Source organism: Stenotrophomonas sp. NRRL B-14846 (genome assembly GCF_050473585.1).
Lineage (GTDB): Bacteria > Pseudomonadota > Gammaproteobacteria > Xanthomonadales > Xanthomonadaceae > Stenotrophomonas.
In genome coordinates this window covers 4,091,506-4,112,559 of the sequence record NZ_JBFLUN010000022.1, presented here as the reverse complement: position 1 = coordinate 4,112,559, position 21,054 = coordinate 4,091,506, and the positions used below count along the sequence as shown (strand labels likewise).

The window sequence follows — 21,054 nt, the reverse complement described above, 5'->3', positions numbered from 1 at the left end:
CGCCACAGGGCGCATTCCGCAAGGTGTTGTATGACCCTCCTGGTGATCCGCCACGCGTCTTCGTCGGCGCCGCGCCCGCAGCTGCCGGCGCAGCTGGCCGGCCATCGCGTGCTGTGCAGCGACTGCGCCAGCCTGTCCGAGGTACGCCAGTGCCTGTGCCAGCCGCAGGCGCGCTCGGCCGACTGGGTACTGCTGGATGTCGGCGCCGCCGACGAGGCGCAATGGCAGGCCGAAGGTGGCGCGCTGCAGGCGGCGCTGGAACGGCTGCCGGCGCAGTACATCGAGCTGCAGGCCCCCAGCGAGCCCGGCCTGGATGCACGCCTGCGCCTGCAGCACGGCCCCGCCGCCGTGGTGGTCGACCAGCGCAGCCAGCAGGCCGGTTACCCATTGTCGCTGGCCATTGTCGGCCGCCGCCTGGCACAGGAGGGCTGAGCCATGTCGATCTTCATCATCCGTGGCCCGGAAGCGGCCGGCGCCCTGATCCGCACCGCGATGCCGCTGCCGGCACCGGTCCTGAAGTCACTGGTGCATCGTGCGATCGACGCCGGCACCAGCGTGGCGATCCGTGCCTGTGGCTCGGAACAGGAACTGCTCGATGCGCTGCGCGTGGCCGACCACAGCCGCGGCGAGGTGACCCTGCTTGACCCGGGTGCGTGTGCCAACAGCCTGCGCCTGCAGCGCCTGCTGCCGTACCTGCACAACGCCTATGTGGAAGTGCATGACGACGGCGCAGTGGCCGAGCCGTGCTTGCCGGCCGGCGTCGGCCAGCGGCTGGGCATCGCCGCGGGGTATGGCGCGCAGAGTTATGTACTGGCGCTGGATATCGCGCTGGATCACCTGGGACTGGCCGAGCAGGCGAACCGCGTGCACGTGGGGACGTAAACCGCTTGTGTAGAGTCGAGCCATGCTCGACTGGCTTTTCATCGAAAGGCAGCCGAGCATGGCTCGGCTCTACAAGGGCGGGAATCGCAGCCGAGCATGGCTCGGCTCTACAGAAGAAAGTCGAGCATGGCTCGACGCTACATAATGAAAAACGGCGGGGTTGCCCCCGCCGTTTTCGCTTTCTTATTTCAGCCCGCGGAACTTCAGCAGCGGTTCCACCGACGGATCCTTGCCGCGGAAATCGCGGTACAGGGTCGACAGCTCCACGCTGTTGCCGCGAGAGAGGATCTTGTCGCGGAATTCCTGGCCGTTGGCTGCGGTCAGGCCACCGTGTTCGGTGAACCACTGGTAGGCGTCATGGTCCAGCACTTCGGCCCAGAAGTAGGCGTAGTAGCCGGCCGAGTAACCGCCACCCCAGATGTGGTCGAAGTAGGTGGTGCGGTAGCGCGGCGGCACCTGCGGCAGGTCGACCTTGAACTTCTTCAGCGCGCTGGCTTCAAAGGCGCCGACATCCTGCAGCGGCGCATCGGCCTTCTGCGTGTGCCAGGCCAGGTCCAGCAGGGCGGCCGACAGGTACTCGGTGGTCGCGTAGCCCTGGTTGAAGCTGCGCGCCTTGAGGATCTTGTCGACCAGCTCCTGCGGCATCGCCTCGCCGGTCTTGTAGTGCTTGGCGTAGTTGGCGAACACCTTCGGGTCCAGCGCCCAGTGCTCGTTGAACTGCGACGGGAACTCGACGAAGTCGCGCGAGGTGGCGGTGCCGGCGATCGACGGGTACTTCACGTTCGAGAACATGCCGTGCAGCGCATGGCCGAACTCATGGAACATGGTGGTGACGTCGTCGAAGCTGATCAGCGCAGGCTGCCCGGCGGCCGGCTTGGTGAAGTTGCAGACGTTGTAGACCACCGGCTTGGCACCGGTCAGGCCATCCTGTTCGACGAACACGTCCATCCAGGCGCCGCCGGACTTGCTGTCACGCTTGAAGTAGTCGGTGTAGAACAGGGCCAGCGAGGTGCCGTCCTTGTCGAACACCTCGTACACCTTCATGTCCGGGTTGTAGGTCGGAATGTCGGTACGCGGCTTGAAGGTGATGCCGTACAGCTGGGTGGCGGCGTAGAAGACGCCGTTCTGCAGCACGTTGTCCAGTTCGAAGTACGGCTTGATCTGCGACTCGTCCAGATCGTACTTGGCCTTGCGCACCTGCTCGGCGTAGAAGTCCCAGTCCGAAGCGGCGACCTGGAACCCACCCTTCTGCGCGTCGATCACCTTCTGGATCTCGCCGGCTTCGGCACGCGCCTTGGCGGTGGCGGCCGGCACGGTGTCGGTCAGCAGCTTGAGCGCGGCGGCCGGGGTCTTGGCCATCTGGTCGCCCAGCTGGTAGTCGGCGAAGGTGTCAAAGCCGAGCAGCTTGGCCTTCTGCGCACGCAGCTGGGCCAGGCGCTGCACGGTCTGCCGGGTGTCATTTGCATCGCCGCGCTCGGCGCGGGTTTCCGAGGCCTTCAGCACGGCGGCGCGCTGGTCGCGGTCGCTCAGCGAGCCGAGTACCGGCTGCTGGGTGGTGTTCTGCAGCGGCAGCAGGAACTTGCCATCCAGCTTGCGCTCCTTGGCAGCCGCCGCAGCGTTGTTGATCGCATCCTCGTCCAGGCCGGCCAGCTTGGCCTTGTCGTCGACGACGACGGCAGCAGCGGCGGTGGCGGCCACCAGGCGGGTGTGGAACTGGGTGGAGAGGGTGGTCTCTTCCACGTTGAGCTTGCGCAGGGTCGCCTTGTCGGCGTCGGACAGCTGCGCACCGGCGCGCACCAGGCCGTCGTAGTAGTGCTCGATCAGGCGCTTCTGCACCGGGTCCAGCTCCAGCGTGTCACGCTGGTCGTACAGCGACTTGACGCGCGCGAACAGCTTCGGATCGAGGTTGATCTCGTCCTGGTGCGCGGCCAGCTTCGGCGCCACTTCTTCCTGGATCTTCTGGCGCGCATCGTTGGTATCGGCCTGGACCAGGCCGAAGAAGATGCGCGACACGCGGTTCAGCGTCTCGCCGCTGCGCTCCATCGCCACGATGGTGTTGTCGAAGGTGGCCGGCTCACTGCTGTCGGCGATCTTGCGCACGTCGGCCAGGTGCTGGCGCATGCCTTCTTCGAACGCCGGCAGGTAGTCGCTGTCCTTGATCTTGTCGAACTGCGGTGCCTGGAACGGCAGCGTGCTCGCACTCAGCAGCGGATTGGTGGAGGCTTCGGCCGGCTGCTGGGCCGGGGTCTTCTGGGCTTCGGACACGGGGGTGGACTCCTTGCCGGAACAGGCCGCCAGCGCCAGGCTGATGGCGGCGGCCAGGACTACGGTACGCGACATGTGAAACGCTCCTTGGGCAGACGGTACGGGATACCAGCCCTCCACCCTACTCCTGTCGCGCTCGCCCGGCATGTGCCGGACGTGGCGTCTATGCGGCGGCCTGCGGCCGGCTCAGACCGTGCCGCGGGTCTTGCCGATCCACGGCCGGTAGAACTCGCGGATGGCGGCCATGTCGGCCACGTCGTCGCCGGTCGGCGTGAACAGCGGGCCGATGCCGATAGTCTTTTCCGGGTAGTGGAAATACGCGGCCAGGATCGGCACGTCGGCCATCCGGGCGATCTTCAGGAAGCCAGCCTTCCAGTCCTTCACGGCCTTGCGGGTGCCCTCGGGCGTGATGGCGAACCACATCTTCTCGTTGTTGCGCAGCAGGTCCACGGCCTGGCCGACAGTGCCCTGCGGCGAGCTGCGGTCCAGCGGGATCACGCCCAGCTTGTGCAGCAGCGGGCCCAGCGGCCACCAGAACAGCGAGGCCTTGCCCAGCACCTTCACCTTCATGCCCAGCGCGATCTTGGCCGCCATGCCCCACAGGCCGTCCCAGTTGGACGAGTGCGGAGCGATGATGAAGACCAGCCGGGGGATGTCAGGCAGGGTGCCGGTCACCTTCCAGCCACCCATGCGCAGGGTGCAGCGCGCCAGCCAGCGCAGGAAGGCGTTGGGTTTGACCTGCGGCATCTGCGGCGGCACGGCCGGCAGCAACGAAGTCGGGTTGTTCAAGCAATCACTCCCAGTCACGTGATGAGCGCCCGCGCTTGATCTGCGCGCGCCCGCGTTTGGCGTCCAGACGACGCAGTTTCGACCCGAGGGTCGGCTTGGTGGCCTTGCGCGGTTTGGGCACGCTCAGCCCGGCCTGGATGAAGGCCGCCAGCCGCTCGCGCGCATCCTCGCGATTGCGATCCTGGGTGCGGAAACGTTGCGCGTCGATGACCAGCACGCCTTCGCCGGTCATGCGCCGGTCACGCCGCGCCAGCAGGCGCGCGCGCAACGGTTCGGGCAACGAGGGCGAGTTGGCCACGTCGAAACGCAGTTCCACCGCGGTGGAGACCTTGTTGACGTTCTGGCCACCGGCACCACTGGCACGCACGAACCGCTCGACGATCTCGCCGTCGGGGATTTCAAGCTGCGCGCTGATGGTGACCGGTCCACTGCCCATCCGCGCATTGTAGCGGCAGGCACGCGGCGGAGTGCGGCATCGCGCCCCGTATGCCGCCGATCAGGTACCGAACACGCCGCCTTCGCCTTGGCTGCGGGTATGCTGGCCGTCCCATGTACCGCAGGAAGCCCCGCATGACCCGCTTCGCACCCGCCCTGCCGTCCCTGCTGCGCCGCGCCGCCCTGCTGCTGGCGCTGGCCGTGGCCAGCGTTCCGGCCCTGGCCGCCCCGCCGACCGACGGCGACATCAACCGCCTGCTGTCGGCCTCGCGTGCGCAGAGCATGATCGACACCATGGTGCCGCAGATCGAAGCCATGCAGCAGCAGCAGTTCCAGCAGGTGGCCGCGCAGCGCCAGCTCAATGCCCAGCAGCAGGAACAGCTGAAGCGGATCCAGGCCCGGACCAGCCAGACCCTGCGCCAGGCGATGTCCTGGCAGCAGCTGCGGCCGATGTACGTGGACCTGTACAAGAAGACCTTCAGCAAGGAAGACGTGCTGGCGATGGCCGAGTTCTACGAGAGCCCGGCCGGCCAGAGCCTGCTGGACAAGACCCCGGCACTGATGCAGAACGTGGTGGTGGCGATCCAGGCGCGCATGCAGCCGCTGTTCGCGGACCTGCAGAAAGACCTGGAAGCGATCGTCAACGAGCCGGAAAAGAAATGAGGTAGTGCCGGCCGCTGGCCGGCTCCCCAGTACATCTGGAATCGCGCAGCTGCCGGCCAGCGGCCGGCACGACCGTCAGGCCTGTTCCACCTGCCAGCCGAACAGGTCCAGCGCCTTCTGGAATTCGCGATCCAGCGGCGCACTGACATCCACGCTGCCCCCGTCCGGATGCGGAAAGCGCAGGCGCTCGGCGTGCAGCAGCATGCGGTGCACGCCCTGCATGCGGAAGATGCGGTTGTGGCGGCCATCACCGTGGCTGGTGTCGCCGATCATGTGGTGCGAGAGATGCTTCAGGTGCCGGCGGATCTGCCGGAAACGCCCGGTCTGCGGCTGGCAGCGCAGCAATGCGTAGCGTGAGCTGGTGAATTCACCGACCGGCACCGACAGCTCGCCGGTGGCGAGGCGCTGGAAATCGGTGATTGCCGGCTTCTTCACCGGCTTGCCCGGCCCACCGTCCAGATCATGGTCCACCCGCCAGGACAGCTCGGCCGGCCAGCCACGGCAGACCGTCAGGTAGTCCTTGGCCACTTCACCGCCCATCAGCGCCTTGCCCAGCGCACTGGCGGTCTCGCGGTCGAAGGCCAGCAGCAGGCAGCCACTGGTGGCACGGTCCAGGCGATGCACGAGGAAGATCGGCCGCCCCAGCTGCTCACGCAGGCGGTCGGCCAGGAAATCATCTTCGCCACGGGCCAGCTTGCTGTCGTGGACCATCAGCCCGGCGGGCTTGTTGACCACGGCCAGGCGCTCATCCAGGTGCAGCAGCTGCAGGGGCGCGGTTTCGGTCTCGACCGCGGCGAGGGTGTCAGGTTCGGTGCTCACCGCGGGATTATACGGGTGCCCTGATCGAGGTCAGATCCCTTTTCCTGTGGAAACGGGATCTGACCCCAGGTAGGCAGGTGCATCGGTCAGGCGTTGCGCACGGCCAGAAGCTCGCCGTTGCCCACCGGCACCAGGCTGGTGCCGAAGTCCGGATCGGCATCCAGCAGCATCCGCAACGGCTCCATCTGCCCGGCATGCGAAAGGGCGTTGTCCACCACCAATAGGCCGCCCGGGCGCAGCACGCGGCGCAGCTGCGGCCACCAGCCGGCGTATTGTTCGCGGTCCGAATCGAGGAACAGCAGATCGATGCTGGCATCGGCAGCCTGCGCCAACCACTGCCCGGCATCGCCGTGCACCAGCGTGATGTGCGCAGCCAGCCCGCTGCGCGCGAACGTGGCACGCGCCATCGCCACCTTGTCTTCGGCGTACTCCAGCGTGGTCACGTGGCCGTCGATGGCGGCGGCCGCTTCGGCCAGCCACAGCGTGGAGTAGCCATTGGAGGTGCCGATCTCCAGCACGCGCCGCGCCTGCCCGAAACGCACCAGCACCGACAGGAATTCACCGGTGTCCGGCGTGATGTTGAGCATGCGTCGGCCGCGCTCGCTTTCGCGTGCGTCGTTGTCGGCGCCGAAGCGGATCAGTTCGTCCTTGAGTGCCTGCAGCATGGGGCCTACTTCCACCACGCGCGCAGCAGCGCCACTGCGCCGACCGCACCGGACAGCCAGCTCCACGCCGGCACGTCGCCCCAGTACCAACCCGGCGGCTGCAGCACATACATCAGTGCGGCGATGGCCAGCAGGCCGACACCAGTGATCGCACCCACCGCGTGCTTCTGCAGGCGCTGCACGCTGGCATCGAGTGCGACCAGATCGCGCGAGCGCATCGCCAGTTCATGGCGGCCTTCCACCTGCTGGGTCAGCCAGGCGTGCACCAGGCGCGGCATGTCCGGTGCGTGGGTCATGATCTCCGGCAGGCGCTTGCCGATCTCGCGCACCACCCGCCGCGGGCTGTAGCGCTCGCGCAGGATCTTCGCCAGCACCGGCTTGGCCACCGCCCAGATGTCGATCTGCGGATCCAGCTGGCGGCCGACACCTTCGATGTTCAGCAGGGTCTTCTGCAGCAGGATCAGCTGCGGCTGCAGGGTCAGCTGGTAGCGCTGCGCCACGCGGAACAGCTTCATCAACACTTCGGCCAGCGAGATCTGCGACAGCGGACGGGTGAAGTACGGCTCGCACACCGAACGCACGGCGGCCTCGAGGTCATCGATACGCACGTTGTCCGGCATCCAGCGCGCCTGCACGTGCAGTTCGGCGATGCGGCGGTAATCGCGGTTGAAGATGGCCATGAAGTTCTCGGCCAGGTAGTACTGATCTTCCTGCGAGAGCTGGCCCATGATGCCGAAGTCCAGCGCGATGAAACGCGGATTGGCACGGCGCGACGGATCGGTGTCGACCCAGATGTTGCCGGCGTGCGCATCGGCGTGGAAGAAGTTGTCGCGGAACACCTGGGTGTAGAACACCCGCACACCCTTGGCGGCCAGCGCCTTGCGGTCGATGCCGGCCTTGTCCAGCGCGGCGATGTCGTCCGACGGAATGCCCCACACGCGCTCCAGGGTCAGCGCGCGCTCGGCGGTGTGGCTCCAGATCACTTCCGGCACGTACAGGTCGTCGCTGTTCTCCCAGAAGCGGCGCAGCACGCTGGCATTGGCGCCTTCGCGCTGCAGGTCGAGCTCGGCGGCCAGGGTGTTCTCGACTTCGGCCACCACTTCGCGCGGGCGGATCTTGTCGGCACGCGGGTGGGTGCGCTCGACCAGGGCGGCCAGCGAGTTGAGCAACGCGATGTCGGCGTCGATCTGCTTCTCGATGCCGGGGCGCAGCACCTTGACCACCACCTGGCGGCCATCGGCCAGCGTGGCCGCATGTACCTGCGCGATCGAGGCCGAAGCCAGCGGTTCGGTATCGAAACTGGCGAACGCCTCGCTGACCGGCAGGCCGAGTGCTTCTTCGACGATGCGGCGCGCAGTATCACCATCGAAGGGCTTGACCCGGTCCTGCAGCAGGGTCAGTTCGTTGGCCACGTCCGGCGGCACCAGGTCGCGGCGGGTGGACAGGATCTGGCCGAACTTGACGAAAATCGGACCGAGATCCTGCAGTGCCAGGCGCAGGCGCGCACCGCGCGACTGAGCGGCGATGTCGGCCGAGGCGCGCGGCACGAACGGCTTGGCCAAGCGCAGCCAGCGCTCGGCAGGAGTGCCCTGCAACAGGTCGTCGAGGCGGTAACGCAGGATCACCCGGCCGATGCGGCTTGCCCGCAGCACGGCCTTCATGCGGCACCCCGCAGGCGCTGCACGCGCGCACCGAGACGCTCGACGTCGTCGCGCAGCACGTCCACGTCATCGTGGAAGGCATCCAGTTCGGCACGCGGCACCACGTCGCGCGATTCCTCGGTGATGAATTCGGCGGCGCTGTGGGCCAGGTCGATCGCGCCCTGGCGCGCGTGCTGCAGGGCGCTGCGCAGGGTATTGGCCACCTGCACGCCCAGCACGTCGCCGAACACGCTGACGAACGGCTGCTGCCAGTCCGGGTCGAAGCCCTTGGCCAGCTGCTGCAGGCGACGCGCCAGTTCGGCGTCGCCGGCCACACGTACGCGGCCCTTGCCGTTGTTGTCGCCGCGCCGAGCGTTGGCCAGCAGCGGCAGCTGCGCCAGCACCCCGGCCAGGCTGCTGCGCACGGCCAGGTCGGCTTCCTGCGCATCCACCGGGCCGACCCGCAGCTGGTCACCGTCGACACTGATGCGCATCGCCAGCGACGGCGCTTCCAGGGTCAGGTCGATGTGCCGGCCATCGAGGCTGGCCAGTGCATGGCGGGTATCCGGATCCAGCGCCAGCGCGCGGTTCAGGGCGATCTGCAGGGCGCGGCCAGCGACCGGCTTGAGGGACTTGAGCAGGGAAAGAGCCATGTGCGCATTCTACCTGCGTGGGTGGGGGGCTTGGGCCGGGCTGCCGCCCGGCACCCGCACAGGCAACGGCAACGGCAACGGCAACGGCAACAGCAACGGCAACAGCCGAAGCAACAGCGTGCATTCCGTGGGATGGCGGGGTGGGTCCGGTTGCGGGGGACGCCGTAAACCCGTCCCTGGGGGCTTGGCCGCGGCATCCATGCCGCGGACACCCCCGCAACCGGACCCACCCCGCCTTCGACAGGTTCCTGCGATCTGTCGGACTATCCGGGGTCGGATCCCGTTGCTGCGCAACGGGCTCTGACCCCCTATTGATGGGCCATGGAGGACGGTAGATCCACGCCATGCGTGGATGGATTTCTGGTTCATCTGTGCCTCACGCGGAGGGCCGATGAAGGTTCATGCTATGAGGCCACGCACCGCACAGGACATCGCAACACCATGGCACGGACCCGGGTCGGCATCATCTTCGGGGGCAAGTCCTCCGAGCACGAGGTTTCACTGCAGTCGGCGAAGAACATCCTCGATGCGCTTGATCGCGAGCGCTTCGAGCCGGTGCTGGTCGGCATCGACAAGCAGGGCCAGTGGCATCTGAGCCAGCCGGACACCTTCCTGATCAATGCCGACGATCCGTCGCGCATCGCGCTGCATCGTTCCGGTACGTCGCTGGCAGTACGCCCGGGTGCCGAGCAGGCGCAGCTGCAGCCCTCCGACGCCGCCAGTGCGCTCGGCCAGATCGACGTCGTGCTGCCGATCGTGCATGGACCGCTGGGCGAGGACGGTGCGCTGCAGGGGCTGCTGCGCATGGCGAACCTGCCCTTCGTCGGTTCGCCGGTGCTGGGCTCGGCGGTGGCGATGGACAAGGACGTGACCAAGCGCCTGCTGCGCGACGCCGGACTGAAGGTTGCACCGTGGCTGTGCATCCGTCGCCACCAGGCGGCGGCGGTCGATGTCGAGGCGGTGATCGCGCAGCTCGGCCTGCCGCTGTTCGTGAAGCCGGCCAACCAGGGTTCGTCGGTGGGCGTGAGCAAGGTCAAGGATGCGGCGGGTTTCGCCGAGGCACTGGAACTGGCACTGCGCTATGACCACAAGGTGCTGGTGGAATCGGCGGTGGTCGGCCGCGAGATCGAGTGCGCGGTGCTGGGCAACGAACATCCACAGGCCAGCCTGTGCGGCGAAGTGGTGGTGCACGACGAGTTCTACGCCTACGACACCAAGTACATCAACGAGGATGGCGCCGAGGTGGTGGTACCCGCGGATATCGATGCTGCAACCCAGGCGCGCATCCAGCAGGTCGCGCTGCAGGCCTACCAGGCGCTGGAGTGTGCAGGCATGGCGCGCGTGGACGTGTTCCTCACCGCGGGCGGCGACATCATCATCAACGAAGTCAACACGCTGCCCGGCTTCACCCGCATCAGCATGTACCCGAAGCTGTGGGGTGCCAGCGGTGTGGACTACACGACGTTGATTACCCGCCTGATCGAACTGGCGCTGGAGCGTCATGCAGCCGATCGCGGATTGCACAGCGCCGTGTAGCGGCGCTCGCTGTCTCTGTAGAGTCGAGCCATGCTCGATGACCGTCTGTAGAGTCGAGCCATGCTCGACTCATGAAAGGCAGTCGAGCATGGCTCGACTCTACAAAGGGGCGTGTACAAAGGGGCGTGCCGACCAACGGTCGGCACCCACCGGAAAGAGCAGTGCCGGCCAGCGGCCGGCACTACCCAGCGGTCTTCTAGCCGCGCTTGCGGAACATCGAAATCACTGCCAGTACCAGGAACACAACGAACAGGATCCAGGCGATGTTGCTGGCGGCACCGGCGATGCCGGAGAAGCCGAGCACGGCAGCGATGATGGCGATGACGAAGAAAATAACGGCGTAATGCAGCATGGTGCTCCTCGCAGATGTCCGGGCCGTTGGATGGCGTGGGTCCATCCTCCCGATCTGGCGGTGTGCAACCAGTGATGGCGACCTATGCGGCAGATGAAGCCTTCAGCCTGCGCAGCCCTTCTTCGATGCTGACCTGCGGCACGTAGCCGAAATCGCGGCGGGCCGGCTCCATGCTGTACCAGTGCGGCGTGCACAGCTGCTCGGCCAGGAAGCGGGTCAGCGGCGGCTCGCCGCGCAGGCGCAGCAGCGGCCACAGCCGTTCGCAGACCGCGCCGATGCGATAGGCGGTCTTGAAGCTGATCGCCTTGTCCACCGTCGGCGCGCCAACCGCGGCCAGCAGCTTGTTGACCAGCTCGCGCATCGGCAGCGGCTCGCCGTTGGAGATGAAATAGGCCTTGCCCGCACACGCAGCCCCCGGTGCCAATGCTTCGAAGGCGAGGAAATGCGCGAGCGCGGCGTTGTCGATGTAAGTGGTATCCACCTTGTTGTTGCCATCGCCGACCAGCCGCAGGCGGCCCTGCCGTGCACGCTCGGCCAGGCGTGGCACCAGCTGCTGGTCACCCGGGCCCCAGATCAGGCGCGGGCGCAGTGCCACCGTCGCCAGCGACGCATCGTTGGCGGCCAGCACGCGCTGTTCGGCAATCGCCTTGGTCGCCGCATACGGTGCCTGGAAGTCCTCGCCGTACGGCACCTCGTCAGCACCCAGGCCTTCCACCGGGTGCGTGGCACGATGGGTCACGCTGGGCGTTGAGGTGTAGACCAGCCGGTTGATGCCGTGCACGCGGCAGGCGGCGATGACGTTGTCGGTGCCGACCACATTGGCCTGGTGGTAGCTGTCATAGCTGCCCCAGGCACCGGCCTTGGCGCCGTTGTGGAATACCGCATCGACGCCGGCCACCGCATGCAGCACAGCTTGCGCATCGGCCAGATCGCCGCGGATCTGGCCCACGCCCATGGCCTGCAGTTCCGGGTAGTGGCTGCGGTTGAACGCCAGCACCTGGTGGCCACGTTCGACCAGCCCGCGGCACAGCGCCTGGCCAAGGAAACCACCACCACCGGTGACCAGGATCTTCATGCGCGCTTCTCCAGTTCGGCGCTGGCCCAGACGGCGAGCTTCTCGCGGCCGATCTTGGCGTTGTGACGGATATCGACGGGGAACGCGGGATGCATCAGTACGTGCTGCAGGTTCGCCTCGGGCAATCGCAGGGTGGCCTGGGCGCGCAGCGCCTCGCGCAATGCCGGGTTGTCGCTCTGGCCACGCTGCAGTTCGACGCACAGCACCGGCACCTGCGCACCCGCCGGGCCAACGCCAACCAGTGCCGTGCGCGCTACGCCGGGCACGGTGTTGAACACCGGCTCGACCTGTTCGGTGTACAGAGGCCCCTGTGCGGTTTCCACGCGATGGGTCTTGCGGCCGCAGAACCACAGGCGGCCCTGCGCATCGAAGTAACCCACGTCACCCATGCGGTGGACGATGCGGGTGCTGCCATCGGCCAGCGTCTCGCGGATCTTCGCGGCGGCGGTGGCCTGCGGGCGGTTGAAGTAACTGTCGGTGGCGGTCGGCCCGGCCACGGTGATCTCGCCCACCTCGCCGGTGGCCAGCACACGTGCCTGCGACCAGTCGGCCAACGGTGCGTCATCGATGGCGATGATGCGTACCTCGTTCGGTTCCACCACGTTGCCCACGCAGGTGCCGGCGCCGGCCTCGGTGGCCGCGCGGGTACGCTCCAGCTCGCGCCCCTCCACCACCGCCACCGGCAGGCACTCGGTGGCGCCGTACGGGGTCCAGAACTGCGCATCGGCGGGCAGCAGGCTGCGGATGGTGGCGACCACGTCCGGCGGCACCGGCGCACCGGCCGAGGTCACCCGGGTCACCGTTGGCAATGGCCGGCCGTGCCGGGCCAGCACCCGCATCAATGCTGGCGAGCCGAACAGCTGGGTCACGCCGAAGCGCTGGATGGCATCGTGCAGGCGTGCCGGGTCGGCCTGCGCCGGCCGCGTCGGGTCCATGTCCGGGATCACCGAGGTCAGGCCCAGCGCCGGGTCGAACAAGGCAAACGGCGGGAAGGTCGGCAGGTCCACGCCGCCCGCTTCCATGCCGAACGCGCTGCCCAGCAGCTGGATCTGGCCGACGAAGTGGCGGTGGCGGTAGACCACGCCCTTGGGCACGCCGGTGGAGCCACTGGTGAACAGGATCGCGGCCATGTCCTCGCCATCGGTGTCGGCCAGCATCGGCCCCCCCTTGGCGCCGGCGCGCTCCAGCGCGGCCAGGCTGGTACCGCCCCAGCCGAGGCGGCGGCCAACGGTGACCAGGCGGGTCGCCGACGGCGCCCAGCGCAACACCAGCCGTGCCACGTGCGCCAGCGGAATGCCGATGAAGGCCTGCGGTTGCGCCTCGTCCAGGCACTGTTTCAGCGCGCGCTTGTCGATGCCCGGATCGACCAGCACCGGCACCGCGCCCAGCTTGAACAGGGCGAACATCAGCAGGAAGAACTCCGGCGACGGCCGCACCATCACCACCGTGCGCACCCCGCGACCGATCCCATAGCCGGCCAGGCCGGCGGCCATGGCATCACTGCGGGCGTCCAGCTGGCGGTAGTCCAGGGTGACGTCGTAGGCGGCCATGCCGTTGCCAGCGCCCCGGCGGCCCGGGCAGCGGATGGCGATCTGGTCAGGGCGTTCACGCGCCAGTTCAGGCAGGCGCGCGGCAATGTTGCAGGGTCGGTTCATCCGTTCATTGTCGCCGCTTACGGAATTTCTTGCGCGGCGGCCCACTTCGTGGAAAATCCGCACCCTCGTTCCTGATTCCGACTGCCGCCCGGGGCGGCTTGCCCATGCAACATCCCTGCATGACCTGCGGCGCCTGCTGCACCCAATACCGCGTGGCCTTCCATTGGATGGAATCAGACGAGGTCACCCCCGGCGGCGTGCCGCACCAGCTGACCGAGGTGCTGGACCCGCACCGCCTGTGCATGCGCGGCACCCATTCCAAGCCGGTGCGCTGCGTGGCGCTGGACGCGCAGATCGGCGTGTACTCACGCTGCACCATCCACCCCAACCGGCCCAGCGTGTGCCGTGAGGTGGATGCGTCGTGGGAGTACGGCAAGGCCAGCCCGCAGTGCGACAAGGCGCGCATCGCCTATGGCCTGGATCCGCTGACACTGGCCGACTGGCGCTGGCGCGATGACGCCGACAATGACGACGATCATCCGGACGACAACGGCAACAGCCCGTCGCCGCAGGCGCCGGTCGCCGCGTGACGGTCGGGGTCGGATCCGTTTCCGGCACGGAAACGGCTCTGACCCCATGTACGACAACGCCGGGCATGGCCCGGCGCTACCGAAGGGTTCCGACGCAGATGGGGTCAGAGCCCTCTCTGCGAGAGGGATCCGACCCTGCACATCGATCAGATCGGGTTCTTGTCCAGGAACGCGCGGATCTCCGGCACCAGCACGTCCTGCTTGTCTTCCAGCACGTAGTGCCCGGCGTCCTCGAAGGCATGCACCTGGGCCTGCGGCAGCGCAGCCTGGAAGCCCTTCAGGAAGTGGTGGTCGAACACGAAGTCGCGCAGGCCCCAGCCGAGGAAGGCCGGGCGGTCGGCGAACGTCGGCAGCGCCTTGCCGGCACGCTCCAGCAGCGACCAGGCCTTGTCGGCCGGCGACAGCGGGATGTCCTGCATGAAACGGATGGTGCTGATGCGGTTGGCGTAGCTGTTGTACGGCGACACGTAGGCGCGGCGCACGTCGGCCGGCATCTTCCGCTCCACGCCCAGCCACGAGGCGCCGGACGAGAACGCGTTGAAGGTGCGGATGATCCACTCGCCGATCTTCCAGTGGCGGCCCAGCGCGATCTGCCACGGCATCTTCTTCGCCGCCGGCATCGGGAACGCGGCGGTGTTGAGCACCACCAGGCGCTTCACCTGGTCGTGGTGCGACAGCGCCCAGCCGAAGCCGATCATGCCGCCCCAGTCGTGCACGGCCAGGGTCACCGGACCGGTGATGCCCAGGTGCTTCAGCAGCGCGTCGAGATCGTCCACGCGCGACTGCAGGGTGTACTCGTAGCGGCTATCGTCCGGCTTGTCCGACAGGCCCATGCCGATGTGGTCCGGCACGATGCAGCGGTACTTGTCCGACAGGCCGGCCACCAGCGTGCGCCAGTAATAGCTCCACGACGGATTGCCGTGCACCATCACCACCACTTCGCCATCGCGCGGGCCTTCGTCGAGATAGTTCATCGACAGGCCGGGGCGCACTTCGAAGCGCTGCGGGTGGGCGGGGTAACCGGGAAGCTGGGACATCGGATCGCACCTGTAGAAAGGGCCGGTAGAACCGGCCCTTGGACACTTGGAAAAATCATCGCTGTCCGTCGCGAGCGATTGGCCAGGCAATCGCGCAGCAGGTCAGCGGTGACTTTTTTACCAGACCACTTCAGCCATCGAGCAGTTCAGGCCCGAGCCGATGCCGAGCAGCGCGATGCGATCGCCCTTCTTCAGCTTGCCCAGCTGCTTGAGCTTGCTCAGCACGATCGGCACCGAGGCCGGGCCGATGTTGCCGTGCTCGCCGAAGATGGTCATGACCTTCTTCGGGTCGATGCCGAAGTTCTTGATGAACGCAGCGGTGTGCGGCTGGCTGACCTGGTGGATCACGAACTGGTCCAGCTCTTCCACGGCCCAGCCCAAGGCGATCTTGGCGGCGGTGAAGGTCTTCTGGGCCAGCTTGATGCCTTCGATCAGCAGCAGGCGGGTATCGGTGACCATGCGGTCCAGGTTGCCCAGGCACAGCTGGTTCCACTCGGTGGCCGAGCGGGTCACGCCACCCTTGTAGCGCGGCGCATCCGGCACCAGTTCCGAGCGCGCCATCACCATCGCGGCGGCGCCCGAACCCGTGGTCAGGGCGGCCAGCTCGTTGCGGAAGTCGTCGGCGGTGACGTCCGGGGCGGTCATGCGCTCCAGGGTCTTCTCGTACACCAGGTTGGCGGTCTCGCCATCCACCACCAGCGCGTAGTCGATGTCGCCGCGCTCGATCATGCGCGCCGCGATATCCATGCCGTTGATGAAGGCCAGGCAGGCATTGGCGACATCGAAGGTCATGCACTCGTCGCTGACGCCGAGGTTGCCCGACACGATCGAGGCCGTGGACGGCTCCAGGTAGTCGCGGCTGACCGAGGTGTTGACCAGCAGGCCGACCTGCGTCGCATCGATGCCTGCGTCTTCCAGCGCCTTGCGGCCGGCCATGGTGGCGGCATCGGACGCCAGCACGCCGTTGTCCCACAGGCGGCGGGCATGGATGCCGGCGATATCGCCGAGCACGTCGGTGCGGATACCGAGGCGATCCAACGTCGGCTGCAGCCGCTCGTTGATTTCCTTGGTCGTCAGCGTATGCGGCGCATCAACGTGTGCCAGGCCGGCGATCGAGACATTCTTGAAGAGCATCGAGGTTAGCGCCAAGGCTCAGGCAAAAGGGGGCGCTATTCTATAACCCCCGGGGCCTTCACCGCATCTTTACGAATTCAGGCTTGGCCGTATGGTGAAGCGTTCAGCGCGGCGGGCACTGGAAAGCGGCGAAGCGCTGGCTGCCATCGGCGGGCGCGGCGGCGGCCTGTACGGCGTTGGCGCCGGCGCTCGGGGCCTCGTTGCGGGCCAGGGTTTCCAGCTCTTCCTGCACGCGCAGCGGGTTGCGGTTGTAGAAGCCGACCTTGCTCTTCACGGTGACCACCACCTCGCCCTTGGCGATGCAGCCGGCCGGAACCGGACCTGCCGGCAGTACGCGGGTCGCCTTGCCGGCCGGTTCGATCGGCACCCAGGTACAGGCGGTGACGGTGAGCAGCAGGGAGGAAAGCAGCAGAACGCGCATGGGCAGATCCTGGAAGGGTATGGGGGGATTCTGCCTGAACAGCCTGAATCGGGGGTAGCCGGGTAGGGGTCCGATCCCCCGCAGGGGGCTCTGACCCCGAATGCACGGTGGGGGTCGGAGCCCTCCCAGGGGAGGGATCCGACCCCTTCAGGGTTGCCGGCCAGCGGCCGGCACTACCTGGCGCGGTGCCTTATTTCTTCACCGGGTTGCCCTCGGCGTCGATCACCGTCACCTCGCCCAGGTTCAGCGCGCGCACGGCCGCTTCGGTCTGCTTGAGGTCACCCACCACCACCCAGGTCAGCGCCTGCGGCTTGATCTCGGCGGCGGCCTGCTGCACCTGCGCCGGGGTCATCGCCTCGATCTCGGCCTTGCGACGCAGCACATAGTCGTCCGGGCGCTTGAACTGCACGATCGAACCGATGGTCGCGGCCACCGCACTGGCGGTCTCGTAGGCACCGGGCAGGCTCAGGGTCTGGATGTTGCGGATGCGGTTGACCTCGGCAGCGGTGGCCGGCTTGCTGCCATCCGCGAACGCGGCGATTTCCTTGCGCATTTCCGCCAGTGCCGGGCCAGTCTTGTCGATCTGCACCGGCGCGCTGGCCATCCACGGGCGCTGGCCCACCGAGTTGGTCGCACTGCTGCGCGCGCCGTACGACCAGTGCTTGTCCTCGCGCAGGTTCATGTTCAGGCGCGAGGTGAAGTCACCACCGATCACGCCGTTGGCGATATCGAAGCGGGTCGAACTGGCGGCGCTGGACGGCGGCACCACCTGGCCGGCGAACAGGTTGGCCTGCACCGCACCCGGCTGGTCGATCAGGAACACGCGCGGGCCCTTCGGCAACGCCACGTCGGTGGCCGCCTTCACCTGCGGCGCCTCGCCGGTCGCCTTCCAGTCGCCCAGCTGCTTGTCCAGCAGCGGCACGATCTCGGCCAGGGTGGTGTCACCGACCACGATCAGGGTGCCGTTCTGCGGGCGCAGCCAGTCGTGGTGGAAGTCGACCAGGTCCTCGCGGGTCAGGCCATTGATCGCCGCCTCGTCGCCGCTGCCGGTGAACGGAATGGCGTACGGATGGCCCTTGCCGTACAGCAGCGGCGGCAGCACGCGCATCGCCACCGCACCCGGGTTCACCTTCTCCTGCTGGATGCCGGCGATCCAGGTCGCCTTGACCCGGTCGATCTCGCCCTGCTCGAAACGCGGTTCGCGCAGCAGGTCGCGGTACAGCGCCAGCGACGGCGCCAGGTTCTCCTTCAGTGCCGACAGGTCCACGCTCATCGAATCCAGGCCGGCCGAGGCATCCAGGCTGGCGCCCAGTGCGTCGGCGGCATCGGCGAAGGCCAGCGAACCGAGCTTGCCGGCGCCTTCGGTCATCAGGCTCATGGTGAAGTTGGCGGTGCCCGGCTTGCGGCCCTGGTCGGCGCTGAAGCCACCCGGGAACTGGTAGCTGAACTGCACCACCGGAATCTCATGGCGTTCGGCCAGGATCACCTGGGTGCCGTTCTTCAGCGTGGCGCGCTGCAGCGCCGGGAACTTCAGCTGCGGGAACTCGCGGGTCTGCGGCACGCCGGCCTTGCGGTCCACCTGCTCCGGCAGGGTGCTGTACTTCGGGTCCACCGCCGGCACAGTGAACGGCTTCGGCGTCTGGCTCGGGTCTTCCTTCAGCGCCACGCGCTCACCCGGTGCGATCACCAGGGTGTGGCTGCCCTTGTCCAGCCACTGTGCGCCCAGGCGGCTCAGATCGGCGGCACTGGCCTTCTCGATGTTGGCCAGCGAGGTGCGGAAGCAGCCCGGGTCGCCAGTGAACACCGCGCACTCGGCCAGCGCATCGGCCTTGCCGCCGAAGCCACCGATGCGCTCGATGCCACGGATGAAGCCGGCACGGGCGCCGGTCTTGGCGCGCTCCAGCTCGGCTGCGGTCGGGCCCTGCTTGATCAGGCGGTCCAGTTCCTCGTCGATGATCTTCTCGACCTTGGCCGGGTCCTGGCCCTGCTTCACGGTCGCCACGATCACGAAGTTGGAGCCCAGCTGCGACGTCGACAGGCCCGAGCCGATGCTGTCCACCAGCTTGTCCTGGTGCTGCAGGCGCTGGCTCAGGCGCGAGGACTTGGCGCCGCCCAGCACTTCGGAGAACAGCTGCAACTGGTCGACGTCGGCGGTGCCGACCTGCGGCACGTTCCAGGCGCGGTAGATGCGCGCCTGCGGCACCTTGTCGGTCATCGTCTCGCGGGTATCGGCACTGCGCTTGGCCACGTTCACCGCCGGCTGCGCCATGGTCGGGCCAGCGGGGATGCTGCCGAAGTACCTGGCGACCTTCTCCTTGGCGGTGGCCAGATCGATGTCACCGGCCAGCACCAGCACCGCGTTGTTCGGGCCATACCAGGTACGGAACCAGGTCTTCACGTCGTCCAGCGAGGCCGCGTTGAGATCGTTCATCGAGCCGATCACGCCGTGGTGGTACGGGTGGCCAACCGGATACAGCGCCTTGTTGATCTGGTCCCAGGCCTGGCCGTAGGGCTGGTTCTCGCCCTGGCGCTTCTCGTTCTGCACCACGCCGCGCTGCTCGTCCAGCGCAGCCTGGTCGATCGCACCGACCAGATGGCCCATGCGGTCCGACTCCATCCACAGCGCCATGTCCAGCGCGGTGGTCGGCACGTTCTCGAAGTAGTTGGTGCGGTCGGTGTTGGTGGTGCCGTTCTGGCCGGTGGCACCGACCTGCTTGAACGGCTCGAAGTACTCGCCGTCGTGGTTTTCGCTGCTCTGGAACATCAAGTGCTCGAACAGGTGCGCGAAGCCGGTGCGGCCAGCCGGCTCATCCTTGCTGCCCACGTGGTACCAGACGTTGACCGCGACGATCGGCGCCTTCCGATCGGTATGCACGATCACGCGCAGGCCATTGGGCAGGGTGAACTGCTCGTACGGGATATCGACCTTGGCCGGAGCCGCCGGCTTGGCGGCAAGCGCGGAGGTGGGCGCAAGCGTGCCCAGGGCGGTGCTGAGGGCGACGGCCAGCAGTGCAGCGCGCGGGCGAAGGGCGAGAGACATATCCGGATCCTTGGTCACATAGGTGAACCCCGATCCTAGCCTGCGCGCGCAACGGCAGGAATCGGTCACCAGTCACTGGGGGTGTTTGCCGGGATGACCATCCGGCCCAGCTCCGTGGGCGGTCCTGATCCGTCACATGCGCCGGCTGAAGACGTCCGGACAGTGTCCGCGGCACATCGAATGGACAGGTGTCCGCCCACCGGACACTTTTCGATGAACATAAAACCCTTATAAATCAATAACTAAAAGTTGGCACGAGGATTGCTTGGTACTCCCTGCGCCAGGAAGGGCTTCAGACGAAAGCTGACTGAAGACTGAACAAATGCAGGAAACCGAAAATTTTCCTTGCAAGCCCAGAATCGGTGTACTACCTTACTACCACACCACTGATCACCAACACTAAACAGGCCCCGTCATGAACGCCAAGACCATTGCCATCGCCATCGCCCTGATCGCCGGCACCGCGGTTGTTTCGTCGGTGCAGGCCTCCGAATCCATCAAGACCCTGTCCACCGTGCAGGTCCGCCCGGCCGCCGACCAGCTGGCCCAGCAGGCCTGGGAACAGGCCAGCGGCATCCCGACCCTGGCCACCGTGGAAGTGCGTCCGAGCGCCGACCAGCTGGCCGAGCGCAACGGCTACGTCGCCGCCCCGGTCGCCGCCGCGATGCCGATCACCACCCTGGCCTCGGTGGAGGTGCGCCCGAGCCTGGAACAGCGCGTCGCTCTGGCCGCCGAGCTGGAAGCCCAGCGCTACGCCGCCACCCTGGCTGCCGCTGCCACCAACGTCGCCAACTCGGTCATCATCAACCTGCCGGCCCTGCAGGTGCGCCCGAGCGCCGCCGACCTGCAGGCCCTGGCCACCGAAACCGCCCAGGTCCTGCTGCGCCCGTAACCGGTGCCGCCCTGCCCCGTGCAGGGCGTGCGCCGTAAAGGCGGCGGTTGTCGCAGGTACACTGCGCCGATGAATGCCGCGCCCCAGTTCCACGTGATCCTGTTCCAACCGGAAATCCCGCCCAACACGGGCAATGTGATCCGGCTCTGCGCCAACACCGGCGCGCAGCTGCACCTGGTCGAGCCACTCGGCTTCGCACTGGAAGACAAGCAGCTCAAGCGCGCCGGCCTGGACTACCACGAGTACTCGCGCCTGCAGGTCCACCCCGACCTGGACACCGCGCTGGCGCGGATCGCACCAAAGCGCTTGTTCGCACTCAGCACCCGGGCCAGCGTGCGCTACGACAGCGTGGCCTTTGAAGATGGCGATGCCTTCCTGTTCGGCCCGGAAAGCCGCGGCCTGCCACAGGACGTGCTCGATGCCTTGCCCGATGGCCGCCGCCTGCGCCTGCCGATGCGGCCGGACAACCGCAGCCTCAATCTTTCCAACACCGTCGCCGTGGTGATGTACGAAGCGTGGCGGCAGCACGGGTTTGCCGGCGGCGCGTGAACCGCCTCAGGTGGGTGCGGAC

21 protein-coding genes are annotated in these 21,054 nt (G+C 67.4%); 7 read left to right on the top strand and 14 right to left on the bottom strand.

The genetic code is table 11. From position 1 onward, the window contains the following. Positions 1-30: 30 nt before the first annotated feature. Positions 31-432 carry a hypothetical protein gene (locus tag AB1281_RS21060; RefSeq protein WP_019661885.1) on the top strand — a complete coding sequence of 134 codons (402 nt, stop codon included), beginning with the start codon at positions 31-33 and terminating at the stop codon, positions 430-432. A 3-nt stretch (positions 433-435) separates the two neighbouring features. Beyond that, complete coding sequence (locus AB1281_RS21055; RefSeq protein WP_004153636.1) at positions 436-882, top strand: 3-dehydroquinate dehydratase; 447 nt, start codon at positions 436-438, stop codon at positions 880-882. A 183-nt stretch (positions 883-1,065) separates the two neighbouring features. Here AB1281_RS21055 and dcp read toward each other — a convergent pair whose 3' ends face one another. From dcp to arfB, 3 genes are all read right to left on the bottom strand, one after another. Further along, a complete protein-coding gene (dcp, locus tag AB1281_RS21050) occupies positions 1,066-3,222 on the bottom strand; it encodes a peptidyl-dipeptidase Dcp (protein WP_430346897.1) in 2,157 nt (718 codons plus the stop codon). A 111-nt stretch (positions 3,223-3,333) separates the two neighbouring features. Further along, positions 3,334-3,936: a lysophospholipid acyltransferase family protein gene (locus AB1281_RS21045; RefSeq protein ID WP_014035575.1), complete on the bottom strand. Its 603-nt coding sequence runs from the start codon at positions 3,934-3,936 to the stop codon at positions 3,334-3,336. 4 nt (positions 3,937-3,940) lie between these two features. Next, positions 3,941-4,372 (bottom strand): alternative ribosome rescue aminoacyl-tRNA hydrolase ArfB, encoded by a 432-nt coding sequence (gene arfB / locus AB1281_RS21040; protein ID WP_005420755.1) that lies wholly within the window; start codon positions 4,370-4,372, stop codon positions 3,941-3,943. A gap of 113 nt (positions 4,373-4,485) precedes the next feature. Between arfB and AB1281_RS21035 the strand changes: the two genes are divergently transcribed. Next, on the top strand, positions 4,486-5,034 hold the full coding sequence (locus AB1281_RS21035; RefSeq protein ID WP_170871738.1) for a DUF2059 domain-containing protein: 549 nt from the start codon (positions 4,486-4,488) through the stop codon (positions 5,032-5,034). Between the two features lie 75 nt (positions 5,035-5,109). On the opposite strand, the gene AB1281_RS21030 is transcribed toward AB1281_RS21035, so the two are convergent. The 4 genes from AB1281_RS21030 to AB1281_RS21015 form a co-directional block, all read right to left on the bottom strand. Next, positions 5,110-5,853: a pseudouridine synthase gene (locus tag AB1281_RS21030; protein WP_430346896.1), complete on the bottom strand. Its 744-nt coding sequence runs from the start codon at positions 5,851-5,853 to the stop codon at positions 5,110-5,112. Positions 5,854-5,939: 86 nt separating this feature from the next. After that, positions 5,940-6,518: an O-methyltransferase gene (locus AB1281_RS21025; protein WP_430346895.1), complete on the bottom strand. Its 579-nt coding sequence runs from the start codon at positions 6,516-6,518 to the stop codon at positions 5,940-5,942. A gap of 5 nt (positions 6,519-6,523) precedes the next feature. Further along, a complete protein-coding gene (gene ubiB / locus AB1281_RS21020) occupies positions 6,524-8,179 on the bottom strand; it encodes a ubiquinone biosynthesis regulatory protein kinase UbiB (protein ID WP_430346894.1) in 1,656 nt (551 codons plus the stop codon). After that, on the bottom strand, positions 8,176-8,811 hold the full coding sequence (locus AB1281_RS21015) for a ubiquinone biosynthesis accessory factor UbiJ (RefSeq protein ID WP_014035565.1): 636 nt from the start codon (positions 8,809-8,811) through the stop codon (positions 8,176-8,178). Before AB1281_RS21015 ends, ubiB begins: the two co-directional genes overlap by 4 nt. 441 nt (positions 8,812-9,252) lie before the next feature. On the opposite strand from AB1281_RS21015, the gene ddlA reads away from it, so the two are divergent. Next, a complete protein-coding gene (gene ddlA, locus AB1281_RS21010) occupies positions 9,253-10,347 on the top strand; it encodes a D-alanine--D-alanine ligase (protein WP_430346893.1) in 1,095 nt (364 codons plus the stop codon). 196 nt (positions 10,348-10,543) lie between these two features. On the opposite strand, the gene AB1281_RS21005 is transcribed toward ddlA, so the two are convergent. The 3 genes from AB1281_RS21005 to oleC form a co-directional block, all read right to left on the bottom strand. Next, positions 10,544-10,699, bottom strand: a complete 156-nt coding sequence (locus AB1281_RS21005; RefSeq protein WP_004153593.1) for a DUF1328 domain-containing protein — start codon at positions 10,697-10,699, stop codon at positions 10,544-10,546. An 82-nt stretch (positions 10,700-10,781) separates the two neighbouring features. Next, on the bottom strand, positions 10,782-11,774 hold the full coding sequence (oleD, locus tag AB1281_RS21000; protein WP_430346892.1) for a 2-alkyl-3-oxoalkanoate reductase: 993 nt from the start codon (positions 11,772-11,774) through the stop codon (positions 10,782-10,784). Beyond that, positions 11,771-13,429 carry an olefin beta-lactone synthetase gene (gene oleC, locus AB1281_RS20995; RefSeq protein WP_430346891.1) on the bottom strand — a complete coding sequence of 553 codons (1,659 nt, stop codon included), beginning with the start codon at positions 13,427-13,429 and terminating at the stop codon, positions 11,771-11,773. The genes oleD and oleC overlap by 4 nt, the downstream gene beginning before the upstream one ends. Before the next feature lie 104 nt (positions 13,430-13,533). On the opposite strand from oleC, the gene AB1281_RS20990 reads away from it, so the two are divergent. Beyond that, entirely contained in the window at positions 13,534-13,959 is a 426-nt protein-coding gene (locus AB1281_RS20990) for a YkgJ family cysteine cluster protein (protein WP_014035561.1), read from the top strand. 146 nt (positions 13,960-14,105) lie between these two features. On the opposite strand, the gene AB1281_RS20985 is transcribed toward AB1281_RS20990, so the two are convergent. The 4 genes from AB1281_RS20985 to AB1281_RS20970 form a co-directional block, all read right to left on the bottom strand. Next, a complete protein-coding gene (locus tag AB1281_RS20985) occupies positions 14,106-14,996 on the bottom strand; it encodes an alpha/beta fold hydrolase (protein WP_430346890.1) in 891 nt (296 codons plus the stop codon). 117 nt (positions 14,997-15,113) lie between these two features. Further along, positions 15,114-16,130 (bottom strand): 3-oxoacyl-ACP synthase III, encoded by a 1,017-nt coding sequence (locus AB1281_RS20980; protein WP_014035559.1) that lies wholly within the window; start codon positions 16,128-16,130, stop codon positions 15,114-15,116. A gap of 103 nt (positions 16,131-16,233) precedes the next feature. After that, the gene (locus AB1281_RS20975; RefSeq protein ID WP_005407628.1) at positions 16,234-16,551 is read right to left on the bottom strand and encodes a DUF4156 domain-containing protein; all 318 of its coding nucleotides are present in this window, start codon (positions 16,549-16,551) and stop codon (positions 16,234-16,236) included. A gap of 190 nt (positions 16,552-16,741) precedes the next feature. Next, entirely contained in the window at positions 16,742-19,591 is a 2,850-nt protein-coding gene (locus AB1281_RS20970; RefSeq protein ID WP_430346889.1) for a M16 family metallopeptidase, read from the bottom strand. A 415-nt stretch (positions 19,592-20,006) separates the two neighbouring features. On the opposite strand from AB1281_RS20970, the gene AB1281_RS20965 reads away from it, so the two are divergent. Then, positions 20,007-20,483, top strand: a complete 477-nt coding sequence (locus AB1281_RS20965; protein ID WP_101764697.1) for a hypothetical protein — start codon at positions 20,007-20,009, stop codon at positions 20,481-20,483. A 69-nt stretch (positions 20,484-20,552) separates the two neighbouring features. Beyond that, positions 20,553-21,032: a tRNA (cytidine(34)-2'-O)-methyltransferase gene (locus AB1281_RS20960; protein WP_005407625.1), complete on the top strand. Its 480-nt coding sequence runs from the start codon at positions 20,553-20,555 to the stop codon at positions 21,030-21,032. Positions 21,033-21,054: the final 22 nt, after the last annotated feature.